The sequence below is a fragment of the Glaciibacter kafniensis genome (assembly GCF_039538945.1).
Lineage (GTDB): Bacteria > Actinomycetota > Actinomycetes > Actinomycetales > Microbacteriaceae > Cryobacterium > Cryobacterium kafniensis.
Map to the genome: position 1 here is coordinate 1393328 of NZ_BAABCN010000002.1, position 21306 is coordinate 1414633.

Annotated in this window: 13 protein-coding genes and 1 tRNA gene; 7 read left to right on the forward strand and 7 right to left on the reverse strand. The window is 66.4% G+C overall.

Annotation, left to right across the window (positions count from 1 at the left end; genetic code table 11):
• Window positions 1-25 precede the first annotated feature (25 nt).
• Together ABD791_RS07055 and ABD791_RS07060 are read left to right on the forward strand one after the other, a co-directional pair.
• Entirely contained in the window at window positions 26-967 is a 942-nt protein-coding gene (locus ABD791_RS07055; RefSeq protein ID WP_345063871.1) for an aldose 1-epimerase family protein, read from the forward strand.
• 79 nt (window positions 968-1046) lie between these two features.
• Window positions 1047-2324 carry an NAD(P)/FAD-dependent oxidoreductase gene (locus tag ABD791_RS07060; RefSeq protein ID WP_345063874.1) on the forward strand — a complete coding sequence of 426 codons (1278 nt, stop codon included), beginning with the start codon at window positions 1047-1049 and terminating at the stop codon, window positions 2322-2324.
• Window positions 2325-2433: 109 nt separating this feature from the next.
• Here ABD791_RS07060 and ABD791_RS07065 read toward each other — a convergent pair.
• From ABD791_RS07065 to ABD791_RS07075, 3 genes are all read right to left on the reverse strand, one after another.
• Window positions 2434-2507, reverse strand: a tRNA-Met gene (locus ABD791_RS07065).
• A 289-nt stretch (window positions 2508-2796) separates the two neighbouring features.
• A complete protein-coding gene (locus ABD791_RS07070) occupies window positions 2797-5709 on the reverse strand; it encodes a UPF0182 family membrane protein (protein WP_345063876.1) in 2913 nt (970 codons plus the stop codon).
• 143 nt (window positions 5710-5852) lie between these two features.
• Window positions 5853-6959: a YlbL family protein gene (locus ABD791_RS07075; RefSeq protein ID WP_345063879.1), complete on the reverse strand. Its 1107-nt coding sequence runs from the start codon at window positions 6957-6959 to the stop codon at window positions 5853-5855.
• Window positions 6960-7183: 224 nt separating this feature from the next.
• Between ABD791_RS07075 and ABD791_RS07080 the strand changes: the two genes are divergently transcribed.
• Together ABD791_RS07080 and ABD791_RS07085 are read left to right on the forward strand one after the other, a co-directional pair.
• Complete coding sequence (locus ABD791_RS07080; RefSeq protein WP_345064560.1) at window positions 7184-8488, forward strand: zinc-dependent metalloprotease; 1305 nt, start codon at window positions 7184-7186, stop codon at window positions 8486-8488.
• A 410-nt stretch (window positions 8489-8898) separates the two neighbouring features.
• Window positions 8899-9930 (forward strand): hypothetical protein, encoded by a 1032-nt coding sequence (locus tag ABD791_RS07085; RefSeq protein ID WP_345063882.1) that lies wholly within the window; start codon window positions 8899-8901, stop codon window positions 9928-9930.
• Here ABD791_RS07085 and ABD791_RS07090 read toward each other — a convergent pair.
• Window positions 9821-11536: an ATP-dependent helicase gene (locus tag ABD791_RS07090; RefSeq protein WP_345063884.1), complete on the reverse strand. Its 1716-nt coding sequence runs from the start codon at window positions 11534-11536 to the stop codon at window positions 9821-9823. The genes ABD791_RS07085 and ABD791_RS07090 overlap by 110 nt on opposite strands.
• Complete coding sequence (gene nudC / locus ABD791_RS07095; protein ID WP_345063887.1) at window positions 11533-12552, reverse strand: NAD(+) diphosphatase; 1020 nt, start codon at window positions 12550-12552, stop codon at window positions 11533-11535. Before nudC ends, ABD791_RS07090 begins: the two co-directional genes overlap by 4 nt.
• A 94-nt stretch (window positions 12553-12646) precedes the next feature.
• On the opposite strand from nudC, the gene ABD791_RS07100 reads away from it, so the two are divergent.
• Window positions 12647-13972: a phosphotransferase gene (locus ABD791_RS07100; protein WP_345063889.1), complete on the forward strand. Its 1326-nt coding sequence runs from the start codon at window positions 12647-12649 to the stop codon at window positions 13970-13972.
• Here the strand turns inward: ABD791_RS07100 and ABD791_RS07105 are convergent.
• Together ABD791_RS07105 and ABD791_RS07110 are read right to left on the reverse strand one after the other, a co-directional pair.
• Window positions 13894-17298, reverse strand: coding sequence for an ATP-dependent helicase (locus tag ABD791_RS07105; RefSeq protein WP_345063892.1), 3405 nt, complete (start codon window positions 17296-17298; stop codon window positions 13894-13896). The genes ABD791_RS07100 and ABD791_RS07105 overlap by 79 nt on opposite strands.
• Window positions 17295-20654, reverse strand: a complete 3360-nt coding sequence (locus ABD791_RS07110; RefSeq protein ID WP_345063895.1) for an ATP-dependent helicase — start codon at window positions 20652-20654, stop codon at window positions 17295-17297. The genes ABD791_RS07105 and ABD791_RS07110 overlap by 4 nt, the downstream gene beginning before the upstream one ends.
• A 98-nt stretch (window positions 20655-20752) precedes the next feature.
• On the opposite strand from ABD791_RS07110, the gene ABD791_RS07115 reads away from it, so the two are divergent.
• Together ABD791_RS07115 and ABD791_RS07120 are read left to right on the forward strand one after the other, a co-directional pair.
• On the forward strand, window positions 20753-20977 hold the full coding sequence (locus tag ABD791_RS07115; protein WP_345063897.1) for a DUF3107 domain-containing protein: 225 nt from the start codon (window positions 20753-20755) through the stop codon (window positions 20975-20977).
• Between the two features lie 8 nt (window positions 20978-20985).
• Complete coding sequence (locus ABD791_RS07120; protein WP_345063900.1) at window positions 20986-21294, forward strand: hypothetical protein; 309 nt, start codon at window positions 20986-20988, stop codon at window positions 21292-21294.
• The last annotated feature ends 12 nt before the right edge of the window (window positions 21295-21306 follow it).

The following is a 21306-nucleotide window of genomic DNA, read 5'->3' on the forward strand; positions in this document are numbered from 1 at the left end:
CGTTGCAGCGACGAATGGCGTCAGTATGACAGCGGAACAGGGACGGCGACGGCAACCCTCGGGCGAGCAGTACCAGATCGCCTGGGGCGACACGCAGGCGCAGATCAGCCAGGTCGGCGCGACCCTCCGCGCCTTCACGGTCGACGGGCGCGACATCGTCGACGGCTTCCCCAGCGACAAGCGGTGCACGGATGGTCGAGGCCAGGTGCTCGCGCCGTGGCCGAACCGTCTCACCGATGGCCGATACACCTACGGCGGGCGGGACTGCCAGGCTCCGCTCAACGAGCCTGCCAGGCACGATGCGATCCACGGGCTGGTGCGCTGGCTGGACTGGTCCCTGCAACGCCACGACCCGAACCAGGTCACGCTCTCGTGCACGGTTCGGCCGCAGCCCGGATACGAGTGGCAGCTCGAACTCGAGATCACCTATCTGTTGGACCGATCCGGGCTGACGGTGACGCTCACCGCGGTCAACATGGATGCCGAGCCGGCCCCCTTCGGCGTCGGATTCCATCCCTACCTCACGCTCGGCCAGACCGTGGACACCCTCGAGCTGACCGTGCCCGCGACAGCCTTTCTTGATCCGGACGAGCCCGCAGAAAGGGCGACGATGATCCCCATCGCCGGGACGACGCGGGAGTTCACCACGGCTCGGCGGATCCGGTCGCAGGAGTTGGATACCGCGTTCGGCGACCTCGCGCACGACCTCGATGGTCGCGCCACTGCCCGACTGTTCGATCCGGACAGTGGCCGGGCCGTCGAACTGTGGGTCGACGGCGGCTACCGCTACCTGATGGTCTACACGGCGGACCTGGTGGGTCAGGTCGAGCGCCGCCGCGCCGCAGTCGCGATCGAGCCGATGACCTGCCCGCCGGATGCCCTGCGCAGCGGCGTCGATCTTTTACATCTCGCCCCCGGGGAATCCTGGCGTGGCAGCTGGGGATTGCGGACATCGGTTTCACGATGACAACCATTTACCAAATCGAATTCGTGCCGGTCACGAGGGTGCAACTTCGCCCGTCTCGGCCCCGTCGCAAGGGAGGACCATGAGCGTCATCGTTGCAGGAGGCGGAATGGCAGGAGCGGCCTGCGCCTCCGAGTTGGCCAAGAACGGCATCGACGTGACGCTCATTGATCGTCACGATTACACCCAATTCCAGCCCCTGCTTTATCAAGTCGCGACGTCGCAGCTTCCGGCGGAGGACATCGCCCGACCGCTCGCCAGAATGTTCCGGGACCGAGCGCAGGTCACCGTCGTCACCGGCGAGGTCACCGCGATCGATGTGGGCATGAGAACCGTCACGACGGATGCCCGCACCTTCGGCCCTGCCGATCAACTTGTTCTCGCGGCGGGTTCGCAGGCGAACTTCTTCGGCGTCCCAGGGGCCGCCGAGCATGCCTTCCCTCTGTACACGGTGCGAGACGCCGAGCTGCTTCGCCGGCACCTCCGCGATCGGCTTCGCGAGCTGAGCAAGCCAGACAGTGACGGTGCTTTGACCGTCGTCATCTGCGGCGGTGGAGCGACCGGTGTGGAGATCGCAGGAGCCCTCGCCGAGCTCTTCCGGGCTCTTCTGGACGACGGCAAGCTCGTCGGGCGGGCGACGGTGCGCCTGGTTGAACTCGGGAAAGTACTGCTCGCGCCGTTCACGGATCGCTCGCACCGCTACGCGCTGGGAAAGCTCACCAAGATGGGCGTCGACGTGACGTTCGGCGTCGCCGTGTCCTCCGTGGACATCGATTCGGCGACCCTGTCAGATGGTTCGACGGTCGCGACCGACACCGTGATCTGGGCGGGCGGCATTTCAGGTGCGTCGCTCGTGGCCTCCAGCAGCATCACGCCCGGCCGAGGCGGACGCATCGACGTCGCCGCCGACCTGACCGTTCCCGGACATCCTGACGTGTTCGCGATCGGCGATGTCGCGAACGTGCCGGACCCGGCCGGCGGGACGTTCCCCCAGCTCGGGTCGGTCGCCCAGCAGTCGGGTACCTGGGTAGCCAAGAACATCCGCGCGCTCCGGGAGGGGAAAGCCCCTACTCCGTTCCACTACCACGACAAAGGGATCATGGCGATGATCGGCCGCAACGCCGCGGTCGCCGAGGTTGGCCCTCACCGCCATCAGCTGGAGGGCCCGTTCGCTTTCGCCGCCTGGCTCGGGCTGCACGGCGCGCTCCTGTCGGGCTTCCACGAGAAGGGCGATGCCCTCATGAACTGGGCCGACGACTACATCCACCACGCACGCGCCGCCGACCTCGAACTCGAGGAATCGGTCGGCCGGATCGCGTGGTCGGATGACGCATCCGATCGTCCTAACCTCGAGCTGTGAGAAGTGGACGGAAGCGAATTTCACCGCCGGCACTGACTCGCCGACACTGAAATGACAAATGGCCCGGAATCGAATGATTCCGGGCCATCGGGTGCATCTGCACCATCTGTTGCGGGGACAGGATTTGAACCTGCGACCTCTGGGTTATGAGCCCAGCGAGCTACCGAACTGCTCCACCCCGCGCTACAAGAACAAAGTTACCACACCCTGCATCGGCCTCGAACCACAAGTCCCCCATTCGGGCTCTTCCGTGCGATCTTTCTCCGCGCGTGCGCCCAAAACGTCGCCTCCCGGCGGCATCCAGCGACGTTTTAAGCGCACGCGCGGGGCTCGATGGGCGCTGTCAGGCTCGACTCCCGCCCCGGCCGGGCGAAACGAGAAGGGCCCGGCAGGATGTGGATGTCCACGCCCGCCGGGCCCCTCTACTCAGACTGCTTCTCGGTGAGACCGATCAGCGGCTGTACTTCAGGTGCTACTGACCGAGCAACGCGAGCATTTTCGCGATGGTGTCGGAGAGCTTCTTGTCGGCGGCACCGTATGCGGCGAAGTCGCCGGATGCCAGTGCGGCTTGCTTCTCCGTCATGGCCTGCTTTGCCACTTCGAGCAAGCTGCGCAGTTCAGCATCCGTCGCGGGGTTGCCGGTTGAGGTGTCAGGCGTCGTACCGTTGCCCGGAGCCGTACCCGTGCCCGGGGTGGTTCCCGTCGACGGCGCCACCTTCGTGTCACCGGCGTTTGCTCCAGAAACACCACCGAATAGCACGTTGAGTGCCGTATCGAGAGTGTCTTCGAAGGCGATCTGGTCACCGAATGCCACCAGCACCTTCTGCAGCAGCGGGTATCCGCCGCCACCGGTCGACTGCACGTAGACGGGCTGCACGTAGAGCAGACCGCCTCCGACGGGCAAGGTGAGCAGGTTGCCGTTGAGCACCTTCGACTGGCCCTGCTTCAGCAGGTTGAGCTGCGTCGAGACAACAGGGTCGGCGTTGAACTTGGCCTGCACCTGGCCGGGGCCGGGCACCGTGTCGTCCTTCGGCAGCGTGAGCAGAGTCAGCTTTCCGTAGTCGGCAGAGCGTTCGCCCTTCGTCGAACCGGCGTCGGCGTTGGCCGACAGGTAGCCGGTCAGAACGTTACGGCTCGTCGCACCGGAGGCATCCGGAATGAACGTCGAGTAAATCGAGAACGCCGGTTCCTTCTGGTCTGGCATCTGCATCGTCAAGAAGTACGGCGGCTGCAGCGTCGGGCTGGCCGGAGGCGACACGGGGTCGTTCGGCGTGGTCCAAGCGTCGTCGTGCGAGTAGAACGAACCGGGGTCGGTCACGTGGTACTGGCCGAGCATGGCGCGCTGCACCTTGAACATGTCAGCCGGGTAGCGCACGTGACTCATCAGGTCGCCACTCATGTCACTCATCGGCTTGACCGTCGACGGGAAGATCTTCTCCCAGGTCTTCAGGATCGGATCTTCGGTGTCCCAGGCGTAGAGCGTGACCGAACCGTCGTAGGCGTCAACAGTGGCCTTGACCGAGTTGCGCATGTAGTTGATCTGGTCGAGTGCGTACGGCTGCGCGGGGTTCTCGGTGTCGGCGGTCGCGGCGCTCAGGCCGATCGGCGTCGAGTACGGGTAGCTCGACGACGTCGTGTAGCCATCGACGATCCACTTGATCTTGCCGTCGACGACCGACGGATACGCGTCAGAGTCGAGCGTGAGGTACGGCGCGACCTTCTTCACCCGTTCGATCGGGTCACGGTCGTAGATGATCTGCGAGTCGTTGTTGACCGAGTCAGAGAGGAAGATCTGCTCAGACTGGAACTTGAGCGCGTAGATCAGTTTCTTGAACACGTTGTCGAGCTTCGGCCCACCGTTGCCCGTGAAGGTCGTGTAGGTCTGCTGCGCGCCATCGGTTCCCGAAGGATAGTCGAGTTCGACGGGCTTGGAGCCCTTCGGAGCGCCGACGATCGAGTAGGGCGGCGACGTCTCACCGAAGTAGACGCGCGGCTCATACTTGCCGAGCGAGCCAACGCTCGGGATGCCCGACTCCAGGAACACGGGCTGGCCATCGACAGTGCGCTGGTTGCCATAGGCCGCCACCACACCGTAACCGTGGGTGTAGACGACAGTCGAGTTCACCCAGGTGTTGCCCGCGTTCAGGCCCTCGAGCTTGAGGTCGCGCACCGCGACAACGGTGTCCTGAGACTTGCCGTCGATCGTGTACCGGTCAACGTCCAGGTTCGACGGGAACTGGTAGTACTGCTTGAACTGCTCAAGCTGGCTGAAGGCATCGCTGACGATGGCCGGGTCGAGAATACGGATGTTGGCCGTGGTCTCGGCGTCGGCGCGCAGTGCGCCGGGCTCCGCGGTGGTCGTCGCGTTGTAGGGAACGACGTCGATTTTCGACAGATCGTAGGCGTCACGGGTGAGGTCGATATTGCGCTGAATGTATTCGGACTCCAGCGTCTTCGCGCTCGGGTCGACCTGGAAGCGCTGCACAACCCACGGGTACAGCGAACCGATCAGCAGGCTCGACACGATCAGCAGCACCGTGCCGATGACCGGCAGGCGCCAGCGACCAATGATCGCGGTCACCAGGAAGAGGATGGCGACCACGGCGGCGATTCCGGCGAGGATGGCGCGGCCGGGGATCGTGGCGTTGACGTCGGTGTAGCCGGCGCCGGTGATCAGGTCGTTGGTGTCAGTCAGCGTCGAGTATTGGTCGAACCAGATGCTGATGGCCTGCAGCAGCAGGTAGATGCTGGCGGTGATGGCGATCTGCACGCGTGCAGCCTTCGAGATCAGAACCTCACGTCCGCTGACGCGCAGCGATCCGTAGAGGTAGCTCGTCGCCACAGTGACGAGTGCGCAGATCAACACGACAGCCGAGGCGAAGCCGAGTGCCGACTGGAAGAAGGGCAGATCGAAGAGGAAGAACGACACGTCGAAGTGGAACTGCGGGTCGACCCGGCCGACCTCTGTGCGGTTCAGCCACATCAGGGTGGTCTGCCAGCGCGTTGCCGCGGCCACACCGGCGAACAAGCCGAGCAGCGCGGGGAGCCCCCACATGGCCAGACGGCGCAGCGGCTCGATGACCTGCTGGTAGCGGTCGAGCTGGGAGTTCAGCTTCGCGTAGATCGGGCGGAGGCGATAGGCCAACTGGATGCTGACCCAGACCGGGACTGCCATCGCGAGGAAACCGACGAGGAACAACACCCCTGCAGCCAGCCATTGGGTGGTCAGAACACTGAGAAAGCCCAGCTGATCGAACCAGAGAACGTCGGCGTAGAAACCGGCGACGATGAAGAACACGACCACCAACCCCACGATGATCGCCGCTGTAATAGCGAGTGGGGCTCGACTCCGCCGTGGAGCGTCTGCTGAGGGTGCTGATGTCACGAAATGGCCTCTTGTTCTACTGAATCAGGGTCGCCACCATCCTAGACAAGCGCTCCTGAGAAAATTCCCAGCTTCAACCCAGCCGACTCAACGACGTCGGCAGGCCTCGACACACAGCATCCCTCATTAAACCGCGCGTGCGGTCAACTCACAGGACACGTGGGGAGAGCGTCCAGACCCTTTCCAGAACTGATGGCATCCAGTGCGGTGACCGCCTCGTCGAGCGTCGTGACCGAGAACACGCGGAGTCCGTCGGGAATGTGTCCGGTGACCTCATTGCAATTCGAGGCGGGAGCCAAGAACCATTTGGCCCCTGCGCCCTTCGCGCCGAACATCTTCTGCTGAATGCCGCCGATGGGGCCGACAGTTCCGGCCGGGTCGATCGTTCCGGTACCGGCAATGTCGGCTCCGCCCGTCAGCGATTCGGGGGTGAGCTTGTCGATGATCCCGAGTGCGAACATCATGCCGGCGCTCGGACCACCGACGTTGTTCAACTGAATCGAGACCGGGAACGGGAACTCGTAGTCGGTTTTCACGTTGATGCCGGCGATCACCGCGCCATCCTGCTCGACGGGCGTCACCTCAACGGTGGCGTCCTTGCCGTCTCTGACAATGGCGATCGTTGCCGGTTGTCCCGCACCGTTGGCCTTCAGCGCGGCCCGAAGAGAGCTGATATCGGTGATCGGCGTGCCGTTCACCGAGATGATCTGGTCGTCGGGTTTCAGGATGCCGGTGGCCGGCGATTCGCTCGTCAGCGACATCACCGCGACGTTCGTCGAGTACGAGATGCCCTGGTGCGTCAACGCTGCCGCGACGGCCTCCTTCTGGGAGTCGACCATCGCCGCCTCATTCTCGGTATTGCGCTGCTCGGTTGTCACGTTCGGCGGAAACACCGCTTCGAGGGGAACGACGGCCTTAGTGGAATCGAACCAGGCGCCGGCGACGGTGAGCCAATTGAGGCGCTGGTCTGGATTGCCGACCACCGAAACCGTCAGCATGTTCAGGCTGCCGTCGGTCGGATAGGTCTTCTCGTCGCTGATCGTGATCAACGGCACCTCCTTGCCGTCGGCGTTCTTGGCCGAGCCGAGGGTGTTGAAGACCGGACCGGGCTGTTCGACGACGTAGGGCGATGGAACGATTGCAAGGAGAAGCCCGCAGAGCACAGCGATGAGAAGTACGATCCAGCCGGCGCGCAGTCGGCGGGAGGGCTGACCGTGCAGCCCCGTGTGATCGTCGGTGAAAAGAGCCACCGTGCTCCTTCCGTGGATCCGCGATGCGGGAGGCGATGCGCGAAAGTGATCCGCACCTGCGATGTTCGCGACAGGCGGACACCTGAGCCCTCAAGCCTAGGACATTTCCCAGTCATGGATGGGGTTCGGGGGCTAGCGTAGAACTAAGCAACTGAGAGGTGCCTGAAGTGGACGACGACACCCGACCCGGTGAGGGTCAGAATCCTGAAGACGAGTTTCGGGACATGCTCCGCGACATCCTGAGCGGAAAGTCGTCAATCGACCCCAGCCAGCTCGCGGGGGCCGCGGGACTACCCAACGACCCAGCCAGTGTGGCGGCGCTGATGAATCAGCTCCAGGGAGCGTTGCGCGGAAGCGGCGACGGCGGCATCAACTGGGAGATCGCCCTGCAGCAGGGCCAGGAGCGCGCGGCAACCGGCCAGCTCAACGCGACGACCGAGCAGCGCACGCAGCTCGACGGCGCCTTCCACATCGCGGCGCTCTGGCTGGACGATGTGATCTCGGTCGCCGAGCTCACGACTCCGCCGCGCCTGATGACGCGCAAGGAATGGGTGACTGCGACGACGCCGATCTGGACCCAGATGGCCGAGCCAGTGGCGAACAGCATCTCCGATTCGCTCACCCGCGTGCTCACCGAGCAGGCTCCCGAAGAACTGCAGAGCATGATCGCCAGCGCGAGCCAGATGATGCGCAGCATCGGCGGCACGCTGTTCGCGATGCAGCTCGGCCAGGTCATCGGCCAGCTTGCGAGCGAGGTCGTCTCCGGCGGCGACGTCGGAATTCCGCTGCTCAGCGAGCAGCAGGCGACTCTGCTCCCCCAGAACGTCGCCGAGTTCGGCGAGGGCCTCGATGTTCCGACCGACCAGGTGCAGATCTATCTGGCGGTGCGCGAGCTGGCCCACGCCCGCTTGTTCCGCCACTCACGCTGGCTGCGACTTCACCTGATCAGCTCGATCACCGACTTCGCGCGGGGCATCAGCATTGACTCGTCGAAACTCGAAGATCTGGCCGAAGGGTTCGATCCGTCGAACCCCGAAGAACTGCGCCAGGCCATGGTCGACGGATCGCTGATTCCGCCGAAAACCGAGTCGCAGCTTGCCGCTCTCGCCCGTCTCGAGACGATGCTGGCCCTCGTCGAAGGTTGGGTCGACGTCGTCACGCGCGAGGCGACGGGCCGACTGCCCAAGGCCGACGCCATTGCCGAGACGGTCAGACGCCGCCGGGCATCGGGCGGTCCGGCCGAGTCCGCGTTCGCGACTCTCGTGGGCTTGGAGCTGCGACCGCGGCGCATGCGCGATGCGGCAGCCCTGTGGCAGGCCGTCACGGATGCCGTCGGCAACGAAGCACGGGATGCCCTCTGGGCGCACCCCGACATTCTGCCGACCTCTGAAGATCTCGACGACCCGCAGTCGCTGGTTGCCCGGCTCACCTCGAGCGCGTCCGGCGCCGCACCGGTACTCGACGAGATCGACCAGGCGCTGGAAGACCTGTTGCGTGACGAGGGAACTGATCGGCCGCACGAGCAGTAGCGCCTCGTTGATCGAGGAGCAGCCGACGGAGTCGGCCGCGTCTATGAGGTAAATGGCCACTTCGTTGATCGAGGAGCGCGCGAGCTTGCGAGCACGCGTCTCGAGATCTCGCGAGCCAATCCTTGAACTCGGGTTGCGTTCAAACATCGGCTCGCGAGGTCTCGAGACGGCCGCGGGCGGCCTCCTCGACCACCGAAATGGTCAGATTCTTTCACCACCATGCCGCGCAGCGGCCTCACCGCTCGAGATCTCGTGAGCCGATCTTTGAACGCGGGTTGCGTTTGAACGTCGGCTCGCGGGGTCTCGAGACACGCAGCTCGCGTCGCTCGCTCGCCCTCGACCAACGGGGTGGTCACGCAGCCTGTGGACAGATCGCACGACACCGGCGCGCTCTGAGGCATCATCAGGGCATGGTCATCCGACTGAACCCCCAGTACCCGGTCGTCTGGCGCACACCCGACAGCATCCAGATCGGGATTGATCGCCCCGTCACCGTGGTCACCCACGTCTCCACAGCCCTCGAACGCGTGGTCAACCTTCTGCGCGTGGGCCTGCCCCGCACCAGCATCGTCATGATGAGCCGAGAGGTCGGCGCCACCGACGCCGAACTCGCCGGCTTACTCCGGGCACTCCGCCCTGCCTTGATCGCGACCGGCGATGATCGCAGCCCGGAGTCAGATCCCCGCACCGAGCCGGAATGCGTGCCAGAGCGTCCCACCCACACCCTGGTCTGCATCGACGGCGTCGGACCGACGGCCGATGGGATCGCGCGGTCCCTCACCGGCCTCGGGATTCCGGTGCTCGCGGCCTCCCCCGTCGATCCCCTCGCCCCGGTCGACCCGCTCGACCCCCTCGTCGACCCCGCGCGCAGTCCGAATCACGGCACGAATCGTCACCTTCACGCATTCGCGCCTCCCGGAGCCGCGCCGACCGGAACGGCACCGCCACCGCCGCCGCTACCGGCACCGACGGCCGCGGTCGCCGTCGTGATCGGAAACTATGCGCTCGACCCGCGTCGGCACGGGCGGTGGTTGCGCCGCGACATCCGCCACCTGCCGGTGCTGTTCGGCGACCGCGACGTGAACATCGGCCCGTTCGTCGAACCGGGAGTCGGGCCGTGTCTGTACTGCGTCGAGCTTCACCATATTGACGCCGACCCGGCCTGGCCGGCGATCGCCTATCAGCTCTCCGATCGCCTCGCCCCCACCGAAACCGCGCGAATCAGCATGGACGTCACCGCATTGGTCGCCGGGATCGTCGCCGATCGGGTCGAAACCGGCAGCTCCGAGCTGGCCGCGGTGTCATTCGTCCTCGACGCGGCGACGGGTCAGCTCACGCGCCGCGCGCACCAGCCGCACGAGCGCTGCGGATGCCGAGCTCTGTCAGAAATCGCGAGCGTTCCCGCGGGGCGCGCTGATCGCGGCCTGATCCCGACCAACTGAGCGCCAGCATCCGTCTCGCCCGCGTGACGCCGACGTACAACAAGCGGCGTTCTTCATCGATCTGCTCGAAGCTGGTGGCATAGCTGATCGGCACGAGTCCCTCTGACAGACCGATCACGAAGACCGCCTCCCATTCGAGGCCCTTCGCCGAGTGCATCGTGGCGAGGGTGACGGCCGAGACCGTCGGTTCGTGCTGGCCGGCCTGGCGTTCCATCAATTCGTCGGTGAACTGCCGGAACGTGGTGCCCGCCGGCGCCTGATCGACCAGGCCCATCAGCGCATTGAGCGATTCCCACCTGTCGCGCACCGACCCCGGCGCTTCGGGCGCGGTCTGGCTCCAGCCGAGCGAGCGCAGCACGTCACTGACCGATTTGAAGAGGGGCTCTCCGACGATTGAGACGGATGCCGCGCGCAGCTGCATCACCGCCTGCTTCACCTCTGGCAGGTCGAAGAACCGCTTCGACCCCCGAATCAGAAAGCTCACCCCGACATCGCCGAGCGCCGTCTCGAGTGCCGCAGCCTGCACGTTGAGTCGGTACAACACGGCGATCTTCTCGGGCGGAGTCCCGGCTTCGATCAGCTCGAGAATCTGCTGGGCCACCCCGCGGGCTTCGGCCATGTCGGTCGGAAAGTCGCGCACCGTCGGTTCGGGGCCGGCCTGTCGCACGGCGGCCTGCAGGGTCAGTGCACCGGCGCGCCCACGCATCAGCTGGTTCGCGGTGGCGACGATGGCCGGCGTGGACCGGTAGTTCTGCTCGAGGCGCACCACCGTCGCATCCTCGTAGTGCTTCGGAAAATCGAGCAGATACTCGCTGCGGGCGCCGGCGAAGGAGTAAATGGTCTGGCTGGCGTCGCCGACCACACAGAGGTCTCGACGATCGCCGAGCCACAGGGTGAGCAGGTCGTGCTGCAACGCCGAGACGTCCTGGTACTCATCGACCACGAAGAAGCGGTACTGCTCGCGCACCTGAAAGGCGACCGACGGCTCATTCTCGATCATGCCGGCCATGGCCAGCAGCACGTCTTCGAAGTCGAGCTGTTTGCGCTCGTCTTTTAGTCGCTCGTAGGTCTCTTGCAGGGCGGCGACCTGGTCGACGTCAAGCCGACCGGGCAGGGTGCGCGACGAAATCCCTGCCGCATACTGCTCGATGCTCAGGCCAGAGACCTTGCGCCATTCGATTTCAGCGGCCAAGTCGCGCAGTGTCGGAGTGTCGAGTTTGAGCTTGAGCACCTCGGCGGCGTGACCGAGCAGGCGCCCCTTGCCGTCGAGCAGGCGCGGAACCTGACCGCCGACAACGTGCGGCCAGAAGTAGTTGAGTTGAGACAGCGCGGCGGCGTGAAAGGTGCGCGCCGCGACGCCGCCGGCACCGAGTTGGCGCAGTCGGCCGCGCAACTCTGCGGCAGACCGCGAGGTGAATGTGAGTGCCATCACCCGGTTGGGCGCGTAGGCGCCCGTGGTCACGCCGTACGCGATCCGGTGGGTGATCGCGCGGGTCTTGCCGGTTCCGGCGCCGGCGAGCATGCACACCGGTCCGGTCAAGGCTTCGGCGGCGACCCGTTGCTGGTCGTCGAGTCCGGCGAGAAGCGCGTCGGGTGTTGAGCTCATCGGGTGGCCTGCCAGGTTTCGATGGCGGGGGTCGGCTCTTCGCTGAGGTCTTCGTTCAGCCACCGATCGAGCAGCGCTCGAGCGATCGACGACGGGCCGGGCAGCAGGATGCTTGTCGCTTCGGCCCGCAATTCGGCCCGACTGAACCAGCGAAGGTCGAGAATCTCTTCGCCGTCGGGCAGCAGATCTGCCGGCGATTGATCGTCGGCCAGCCGCGCGGTGAATCCGCACATGATCGAGGCGGGGAACGGCCACGGCTGCGAGCCGCGATAGGTCGCGTCGGTCACCCGCAACCCCGATTCTTCGTGCATTTCACGAAGCACGGCGGCTTCGAGCGATTCCCCCGGTTCGACGAATCCGGCGAGCAGCGAGTAGCGGTTGTTCTCCCACATGGCGTTCGAGCCGAGCAGAACCCGATCGTCATTGTCGGTGATGAGCACGATCACTGCCGGGTCGGTGCGCGGAAACACCTGGCTACCGTCGAGCGGGCACCGGCGGGTCCAGCCGCTGTCTTCGACCGCAGTCGCGGCTCCGCAGCGCGGGCAATGGGTGTGTGAGTCGTGCCAGTTGACGACCCCGATCGCTTCGGCGAACGCTCCGGCGTCTCGGTCGGAGAGCGTGGCGGCAACCGTGCGCAGCGACACCCACTGTGACTCATCGGGGTGAAGCGCGGCAGCGACGTCGTCACTCAGGCGGGCGGCAATGATCGGCGTTCCGACCGGTTCGGCCGAATCGGCGTCGAGCGAGCGTCCGAGGTAGACGAGCAAGCTGTCATCTCCGATCTGCTCGGGTGGGAGCAGGGCGAGACGCGGGGCGGCCGAGTCGGCGGCTGCAGCAGCGGAGTCATCGGCACCGTCATCGGTGACCAGAAGGGCCCGACCGCGCCAGAGCGGTATGACGCGTGTGGCCGCATCCGCCCAGAGTTGCCCGAGAAAATCGGGGTTGCCTCTGGCTGCGTGATCCCTGTTCATCGCATGGCGAGACAGCGGAAGCTGCGCTGAAAAGTCGAATGACACGGTGTCCCCTTCGAGTCCGGGGCTGGTGCGCCGAAATTCTGTGCTGGCGTGGCGTATGCGCGCGACGAACGCAACTCGACCTAACCTAGAAGGCATGGCCAGATCCCATCTCACTCTAGCCGCGTTGGCCACCTCCGCCCTGCCTGGGCTCGACGTCGCCCAGGCTCGCGCGCACAGCCAGCGCGCCCACGGACTTTTCGATTCCGCGCTCATCATCGACCGCGACGGGCGCGAGCTCATCATTCGGGTTCCGCGCTCCCAAGCAGCCGAGACTGAGCAGTCAGCCGATCTCGTGGCGCTGCGTGCGCTCACCGTCGGCAATCGCAGCAGGCTGCCGTTCGATGTGCCGGAGTTCGTCGGCCAGGCTCCGGCCGGCCCGACCCGCGCAATTCTTTACGAGCTGCTGCCCGGCGACTCATTTGAGACCGACGCCCTGACCGGCCATGTCGGAGTCTCAGGCTCGATCGGTCGCGCGATCGCCGCCATCCATGGCTTGCCGACCGCGTTCATCGCCGACGCCGGCCTCCCCCAGCAGACCGCGCTCGACTGCCGCACCAGCACCATCGCGTTGATCGACCGGGCTGCTGAAACCGGCTATCTGCCCGCTGCGCTGTTGCGCCGCTGGGAGCAGGCCACCGACGATGACTCGCTCTGGCAGTTCGCGCCGACGGTTGTTCACGGCACGCTCTCCGACGAGTCGTTTTTGATCGTCGACGATGCAGTCTCCGGCATTCTCGGCTGGTCCGGCCTCGGAGTCGGCGACCCCGCCCGCGACTTGAACTGGCTGCTCGCGGCTCGCGGTGAAGCGGCTGAGACCGCAATCGCCGCGTACCTGGCTGCCCGCCAGGGCGGCGACCCCTGCCTCACCCAGCGTGCTCTGCTCTACGCCGAACTGGAATTGGCCCGCTGGCTGCTGCACGGTTCAGACACACGCAACCAGGAGATCGTCGACGATGCCGTCACGATGCTCGACGGACTCGTCGAGACGGTTCACAGCAACACGATGGAGTCGCTGTCGACTGACACCGGCCCGGTTCTCGGCGTCGCCGACGTGGAGACTCTTCTCGACGCGACACCGCACAGCGCGCTCGGTCGCGACGCAGGTGGTGCGCCACACGGCTCAGCGATGCTCACCGACAGCTTCGACCGTTCAGAGTTCGCATCGCTCCGCCTGCCCGCGGACAACGAGGTCGAGAAGGCGCCCGACTCGCTCTCGGCAACCTCGGATGACGCGCCGGACAGCGAATCGCACGGCACCTCTGACGAGGGTTCAACCGCACGCACCCTCTCCGACCCGTTCGCCGAACTCGACGGAGAAGGCGACCCGAATGCGACTGTCGCCTACTCCTTCGAAGACATTGAAGAACTGACTGCTCGCTCCACCGAGGCCCAGGCCTCGACGAGGTCTTCCTCGGAGTAAAGCCGAACGGGAGCGACGATGGTGTCGTCGGCGACGAAGTAGAACACGGCGTCGACGAGTTCGGGATCGATGCCCTTCCAGCTGGCGTAGGCCAGGCGGTATAACGCCAGCTGGGTCTGCTTGAGTTCGAGGTCTGCCGCGTTCTTCGGCGCCTTGCCGGTCTTCCAATCGACCACCTGATAGCCCGTCGCGGTGCGATAGACCGCGTCGAGCTTGCAGATGAACACCTGGCCGGCCAACACGTGGTGAATCTCGATCTCGACCTCTTCTGGCTGCAGGCTCCCCCACGGCGAATGTTCAAACGTTTGCTGCAGACGAGCGAGCTCCACGGCGGCGTCGTTGGTGAGGCCGGCCTCATCGGGCACGCCGATGCCGGTCGCACCGGCCTCATCGACGAGATCGAAGTCGAGGTCGAGCTCGCCGAATCCGACATCGATCAAATCAGCGGATGCGCCGCCTCCCGACCGCGTTTCGACCCAGGAGTGGAATAGCGTGCCGAGCCGGGTCGCCCGGTATGGCCGCTCGGGCATCGGGCGGCGAAGCCCGGCCGCCACCGCGGCCGGGTCATCGACATAATCTTTGAACCGCGAGGCTGGGATGCGCGTCGGCAGTGGAACGACGGCAGATCCCGACAGGCGCAACGCCCGTTCCTCGAGCAGCAAGGTGACGTCGCGCGACCACGCGGTGTCGACATCCACCGGAGACTCCAGGGCACGCGTCACGAACCCGGCAGCGGTCTCGACAACGGCACGGCGGGTGCCGAGTGGGTCGAACGGCCAGCGGTCGTCGCTTTCTGCGGCGCTCTCCGGTTTCTCGTCGAACTCACTCGCGGCAGGCAGCTGCGGAATCAGCCCGGCGTCGACGAGTTCGACGAGGTACCGACTGGCCGTGCGCTGGGTGGTTCCGTTCGCCCAGAATGCGCCGGTGAGCAGCAGTTCCTGCTGCGCTCTCGTCGTGGCGACGTAGATCAGTCGGCGCTCCTCGGCTTCGTGGCGCTCGGTCAGCGCGGCCTTGTACTCCTTGAACTCGGCATCGAACGAGAGCTGGGTGTCGTGCTCACTCCAGCGCAGTTCGGGAAGCTCGTCTCTGTCACCACGCATCGGGTAGGGCAGTTCGCCGAAGCGCAACCAGCCGGCGCCGTCACGAGCCGCGGCCGGCAGGCTCTTCTCGGCCAGGTTCGGAATCGCCACGTAGTCCCATTCCAGGCCTTTGGAGCCGTGAATGGTGAGCAGTTGCACGGCATCTGCCTCGGCGGCCTCGCCGCGGGGACCCATGTCGTCTTGGCGTTCGGCCCGGCCGAGCCAGCGCAGAAAGCTGCCGAGGGTGCCGTGTTCATCGCTGTCAAGAAACGCAGAAATGCAGTCGTGGAACGCATAGAGGTTGGCATGGCCGAGCCCGAATGTCTCGTTGGCGACGAGTTCGACGTCGAGCAGAATCTCTTGCTCGATCAGCCGCACGAAGTCCAAGAGCGGCAAACCGGCTCGTGACCGGAACCAAGCCAGTTGACGTCCGGCGGCGCGCAACCGCTCCCGCCCGGCGTCGCTGAATCCGGCGAGCTGGCTGTGGCTGTCTGACGCGGTGGCCACGAAGTCGAGGGCGTCGACGAGCGAGCTGGTCTCCTCGTCGCCGACCGATGCACGCAGCTTGGCCTTGAGTTCATCGCTCAGCGCCTGCTGCGCCCAGTCGTGCGCGGCAAGCCAACTGGCCACGCCGGCCAGGGCCTGCAGGTCGCGTGGTCCGATCCGCCAGCGGCCGCCGGTCAGGAGCCTGATCAGCTCGCTGCCAGAGGCCGGGTCGTGCACGACGCGCAGCACACTGACGACATCCGCGACCTCGGGGGTGGAGAGCAACCCGCCGAGCCCGAGCACATGCGCTCGCACGCCGTGGGCGCGCAGCACATCGGCAAAGAGTTCCATCTCGCGGCGGGCCCGAAACAGCATCGCCCCGGTCTTGCCGCTGCCGACCGTGAGCCGTTCGGCGAACCAACGGGCGACGATCGCGGCCTCCTCGGCCAGGGTCTCGGCCAGAGCGGCTTCGACGCGACCCGCCTCTTTGCCGGCCGGCACTTTGAGGGTGTCGACCTGGATGCCGTTGGGCTTGGCCTGCAGCGCGTCGGAGAGCGGCGAGACGAGCGCGTTGGCGACATCCAGCACCGCAGACGGGTTGCGCCAGGTGTACGACAGCGACATCGTCGGCGCGTCACAGTTGGCGCGGTTCGCGAAGTCCATCGAGAAGCCGAGCAGGTTGGCTGAGCTGGCGCCGCGCCACCCATAGATCGACTGGTGCGGGTCGCCGACGGCCATCACCGGGTGATGGGCGAACAGGGTGCTCAGCAGTTCGGTCTGCAGCACAGAGGTGTCTTGATACTCATCGAGCAGCACGATGCGGTACTGGTCGCGATAGCCGGCAACGACCCGTTCGACGCGCTGGCAGACCTGCAAGGCGAGGGAGACCTGGTCGGAGAACTCGATCAGCCCCTGCCGCCGCTTCTCGGCCTGGTAGAGGTCGGCCAGCTCGGCCAGGATCGGCAGCGGCGCGACGGCGGCCAGCGACTCGACGACCGAGTCGTATGGCTTCGTCTTGCGGGCGGAGCCGTAGGGCAGATCGGCCAAATAACCAAAGCTATCGGCCAGGCCGGCCAGGTCGTGAGGGCGCTGCTCCTCGCCGGGCACAAACGGGGGCGGGTTCTCGGCGAGCACCCGGCTGAACTGCAGCACGGCATCCGTCACCGCATCGAGCTTCTTGCCGAAGGGAACGAGGCGGTCATCGCCATGCTGGATCACGACGCTGCGCGCCAAGAGCCACGCCGACGTCTCGGTGAGCAGCACCGATTCAGGTTCGCGGCCGAGCAGAAGGGCGTTGTCGCTGAATAGGCGGCTGGCGAAGGAGTTGTATGTGGAGACCGTCGGCGTGTTGAACAAGTCTGAGCCGTCACGTGCGCCCTCGATCGACACGTCAGGGCCAGGCGCGGTGCCCGGTTCGGTGCTCGGTTGGCGGCTCGGCAGCAGCCCGGCCGCGTCGAGCTGTTCGATACGGCCGTTGATGCGCTGGGCGAGCTCTCCTGCTGCCTTGCGGGTGAAGGTGAGGCCGAGAATCTGGTCGGGCCTGGCGTGACCGTTGGCCAGCAGCCAGAGCACCCGGTTCGCCATGGTCTCGGTCTTGCCGCTTCCGGCCCCGGCGACGACGAGGGTCGGGGCGAGGGGCGCTTCGATGACCGCCTGTTGCTCAGTCGTGGGCGGGAACATCCCGAGCGCCTCAGCGATCTGGAGCGCGGAGATCTGGGGTGCAGGGCCCTTGGGTGCAGAGTTCTGGGCATCGGGACTCATGAGCTGACCTGCTTGATGATGTGAAGGCGGCAGGACCCGAACGACCACGGGTCGAGGCAGTGCGAGGCGATTTCGGCGACGAAAACGGCGCCGCCCATTCCGACGGCGTCGTTCTTGACGCGGGTGCGGAAGGCGTCGAGTTCGTCTGGAGTGAAGGGTTGCTGGGTCGGGTTGCGGTAGTTCTTCTTCTGCGTTCCCGACGAGACGATGACCAGCCGGGCGCCGGCGAGGTCGGTTCCGTCGGGAACACCGGCGATCGCGCCCTCCTGAAAGGCCAGCTGATAGGCGCCGAGCTGCGGATGATCGGCGACGCCGGCGTCGTTGATCGGGTCGCCTTTGCCGGTCTTCAGATCGACGATGACCGCACGGCCGTCGCTCAGCTGCTCGACCCGGTCGACGGTGCCCGACAGGATGGCGCCCCCGACGTCGAGGGTGAATTTGCCCTCGGCGCTCAGCAGGGTTCCGCCATCGCGATCGAAATCACTCAGGTAACTCGCGAGGCGGTCGGTCAACGCGCGCGCCTCCAGCTTCGCCACCCGCGACTGCCACTCGGCGTCGAAGACGAGCTCATCCCAACGCTCGTTGACGCCCGTCCACAGTGCCTCTGACGTCACATCCGTCGCCCGCTCCATCACACTGTGGATGATCGTGCCGAGGTTCGCGGCAGTGTTGCTGCCACCTCCGCCGACCTGGCCGATCATCCAGTGCAGTGGGCACGCCTCGAAGGAGGCCATCTTCGACGGGGAGACGCGCACCGGGTCGTCACCGGCCTGCTCCTCGCCCTGGGCGTCGACGGAGGGCTGTGGGTCGTTGAGCGGGCGCAGGGTGCTCTGCGTCTGGAGGCCGTACCACTCGTCGGGGTGCGCCCCCGCGACGCTTTCGCGGGCGAGCCTGGCCAGGGTGGCTGCGGCGTCGTTGGCGCGGCGGCTGGTGAATTGATCGTCGCTCACCCGCGGGCCGACCGCCGTGGTGAGGTCGCGGCGCAACCGGCCCACCATGCCGCGCAACGACAGGGGGTAGCGGCCCAGCGTCTCTGGGCTCGAGTCCGGCTCGGGTAGCAGCCGCAAAAACACCGATGGCTGGTTGTCTTCATTGGCGATCGCCGTCACGAAGACCTCGTGACGAGCGCGCGAGGCGGCCTGAGCGAACATGCGCAACTCGTCGTGAAGAACGCCGGTGCGGGCGTCTGTCGCCTGCGGGTCTTGGTGGCTGGCGAGGGAGGCGAGATCTCCCGCGCCGAGGAGCGAACCGCGCACACGCAGATCGGGCCAGACGTTCTCTTGCACGCCGGCGAGCACCACGAGGTCGAACTCGCGCCCGATCACCGCGCTCGGAGTCGAGACGATGACCGCGTCATTCTGGGCACGCGGAGCGAGGGTGTCTTCTGGGACATCGGTGTCGACGAGGTGCTCGAGAAAAAGCACGGGCGGCGCATGCGGGGTGCGCTCGACGAAGCGTTGCGCGGCGGAGAACAGCGCGACGACGGCGTCGAGGTTGCGGTTCGCCTCGTCGGCGACGATGCCGGTGCCCGCCGACTGCTCGAACCAGATCTCGGCGAGCCGGCTGCGCTGCCAGAGCCCCCAGAGCAGCTCCTCGATGGTCGCGCCGGCCTCGAATTCGGCGGATGCGGCGCGCAGGCTCGCGCCGAAGGCTGTGGCTTTGCGGGCGGTGCGGTTGTCGATCGTGTCCAGCGCATCGGCCACCTGGAGAGCCTCAACAAGCAGCTCATCGGCGCTGCGCACGCCGTCGGCGTTGAGCTCCTGCTGCCGAAGGGCCGCCCGGAGGCGCCGCAGGGTGATCGGGTCGAGTCCGCCGAGCGGCCCGCCGAGCAACGCGGTCGCGGCCACGGCATCGAGGGGCTTGCGGCCGAGGGTCACCTCGAGCGCGAGGATGAACGCGCCGACCGCAGCCTCGTCGCGGAGCGCGGTCTGCGCGCTGGCCACCTGGGTGGGGACTTCGAGGGAGGCGAGGCCCTTCGACAGGGCAGGAACGAGTGATCCGGTGCGCACGATGACGGCCATCTGGCCCCACGGCACCCGGCCGAGAAGGTGCCTTTCGCGCAGGCGTCTGGCGATGACGGCGAGCTGTTCGGCGGGGTTCGTCACCACGACCGTCTGCACGAGGTCGGTCGGGGCGGGGGAATCGGGACCGGCATGCGCCGTGGGGGTGGCATCCGCCGCAGCCGCCGCATCCGTCGCATCCGTGGCGTCCGTCGCATCCGTCGCATCCGTCGCATCCGTCGCATCCGTCGCATCCGTGGCGTCCGTCGCATCCGTCGCGCGCGCCAGTGTCGCGGCACGCTGCGTTCCGGCGGCAGCGGTGCCGATCCGGCTCGTCGCCTCGCGCACGACCGCGCGCACGGCGCTCCCGTGCCGATAGACAGAGCCGAGGGTGAAGGACTGAACGTCGGAACGACCGAGATAGGCAGCGAGCCGACCGAGGGCATCCGGGTGCGCGCCGCGGAACGACCCGGTCGACAAGTCGGGGTCGCCGACGGCCAGAATCGCGACGCCGCGAGCCGCGAACTGGGCGAGCAACGCGAGGGTGGCCTGGGTGGCCTCTTGCGCGTCGTCGAGAATGATCAAACGCAGGTCGGCCAGGGCGCCGAGCGCCGAGCGCCCTGCGACGCCCGCCGGGGCAGCGTGCACCAGCGCGGTGGCGAATTGGGCGAGTTCGGTGGAATCGTATTGCCCAGGTCGCGTCTGGTCTTTCACCTCTTCGTAGCCGCGGATGAACTCGGCGGCGGCGGCCCACTCCGGTCGATTCGTCTGGCGGCCCCAGTTGGCGAGACGCTCGGGCGACACGCCATATTCGACGGCGCGCATCATCAGATCGCGCAGCTCGGTACGAAATCCACGCAAGCGTCTGACCTCTGGACCGAGCGTCGCCGGCCAGGTCGGCCCGGTTCTCTCGTCGAGATGGCCCTGCAGGAGTTCGGCGATGATCTGGTCTTGCTCGCCCCCGGTGAGCAGCGTCGGGCTGACTCCTCCGGAACGGGCGACGGAGTCTCGCACGATCTGAAATGCGACAGAGTTCGCGGTGCGCGCAAGTGGACCCTGGGTCGGAACCCCCAGTCGGAGGGCCAGCGAATCGCGCAGCGTCGCGGCGCCCGACCGCGTCGGAACCAGCACGAGCACCTCACTCGGTGAGTAGCCGCGGCCCAGCACCCGGTCGGCGACCACTTCGACCAGAGTCGTCGTCTTGCCGCTGCCTGGCGCGCCGATGACCGCGCCGCAGACGCCGTCGGGCAGGCGGACAACAGCCTGTTGGGAGGGGTCGAGCACGAGGCCAGAGCGGGGGTCGGCCGGAGCGTCGACGGCACGTTCAGTCGAGGGTTCGGATGCGATTATGCTCACGTTTTCAACGGTAGCCGGTTGCGCCGACAGTGAACGGTGTGCGGCGCCCCTCCGGTTCTGTCGTAATCTGGGCGGGTAGGCAACGAAAGGCGCATCTGGTGGACATCCGCATTGGCATCTTCAACTCTCCCCGAGAGATCAGTTTCGAGACTTCACAGCCCGCGACCGACGTCGAGGCTGCGGTCGCTGCAGCTCTCGCCGATCCCGCGGGTTACCTGAAGCTCTCCGACGACAAGGGTCGCATCTACGTCGTTCCGTCCGTCGGCCTCGCCTACGTGGAAATCGGCTCTGAAGAGTCGCGCCGCGTCGGTTTCGTCGCCTAGGCACTCCGATGGAGCTGCTCTTCGTCGCGCTGGGTGGCGCGCTGATCGGTTTGGCCGTTCGCTACTCCATTCCGGGTCGCACGACGCAGGGTGCAGTGCTGATTCCCGCATTTGCCACCGGTCTCGCTTCGGTGGTCTGGGTCGCACTGACCTGGCTCGGCATGAAGTGGGACGGCGGCTGGATCTGGTGGGTGACGTTCGCCGTCACTGCTGCAGTGACGGTTGGAGTCGATCTCCTTCTGACGCGTCGGCGTGAACACGGCGATAACGCGCTGTTGCACACGCTGCTCAAGTCCGGCACTCCGCTCGCATCCTGATCGATCAGTGCA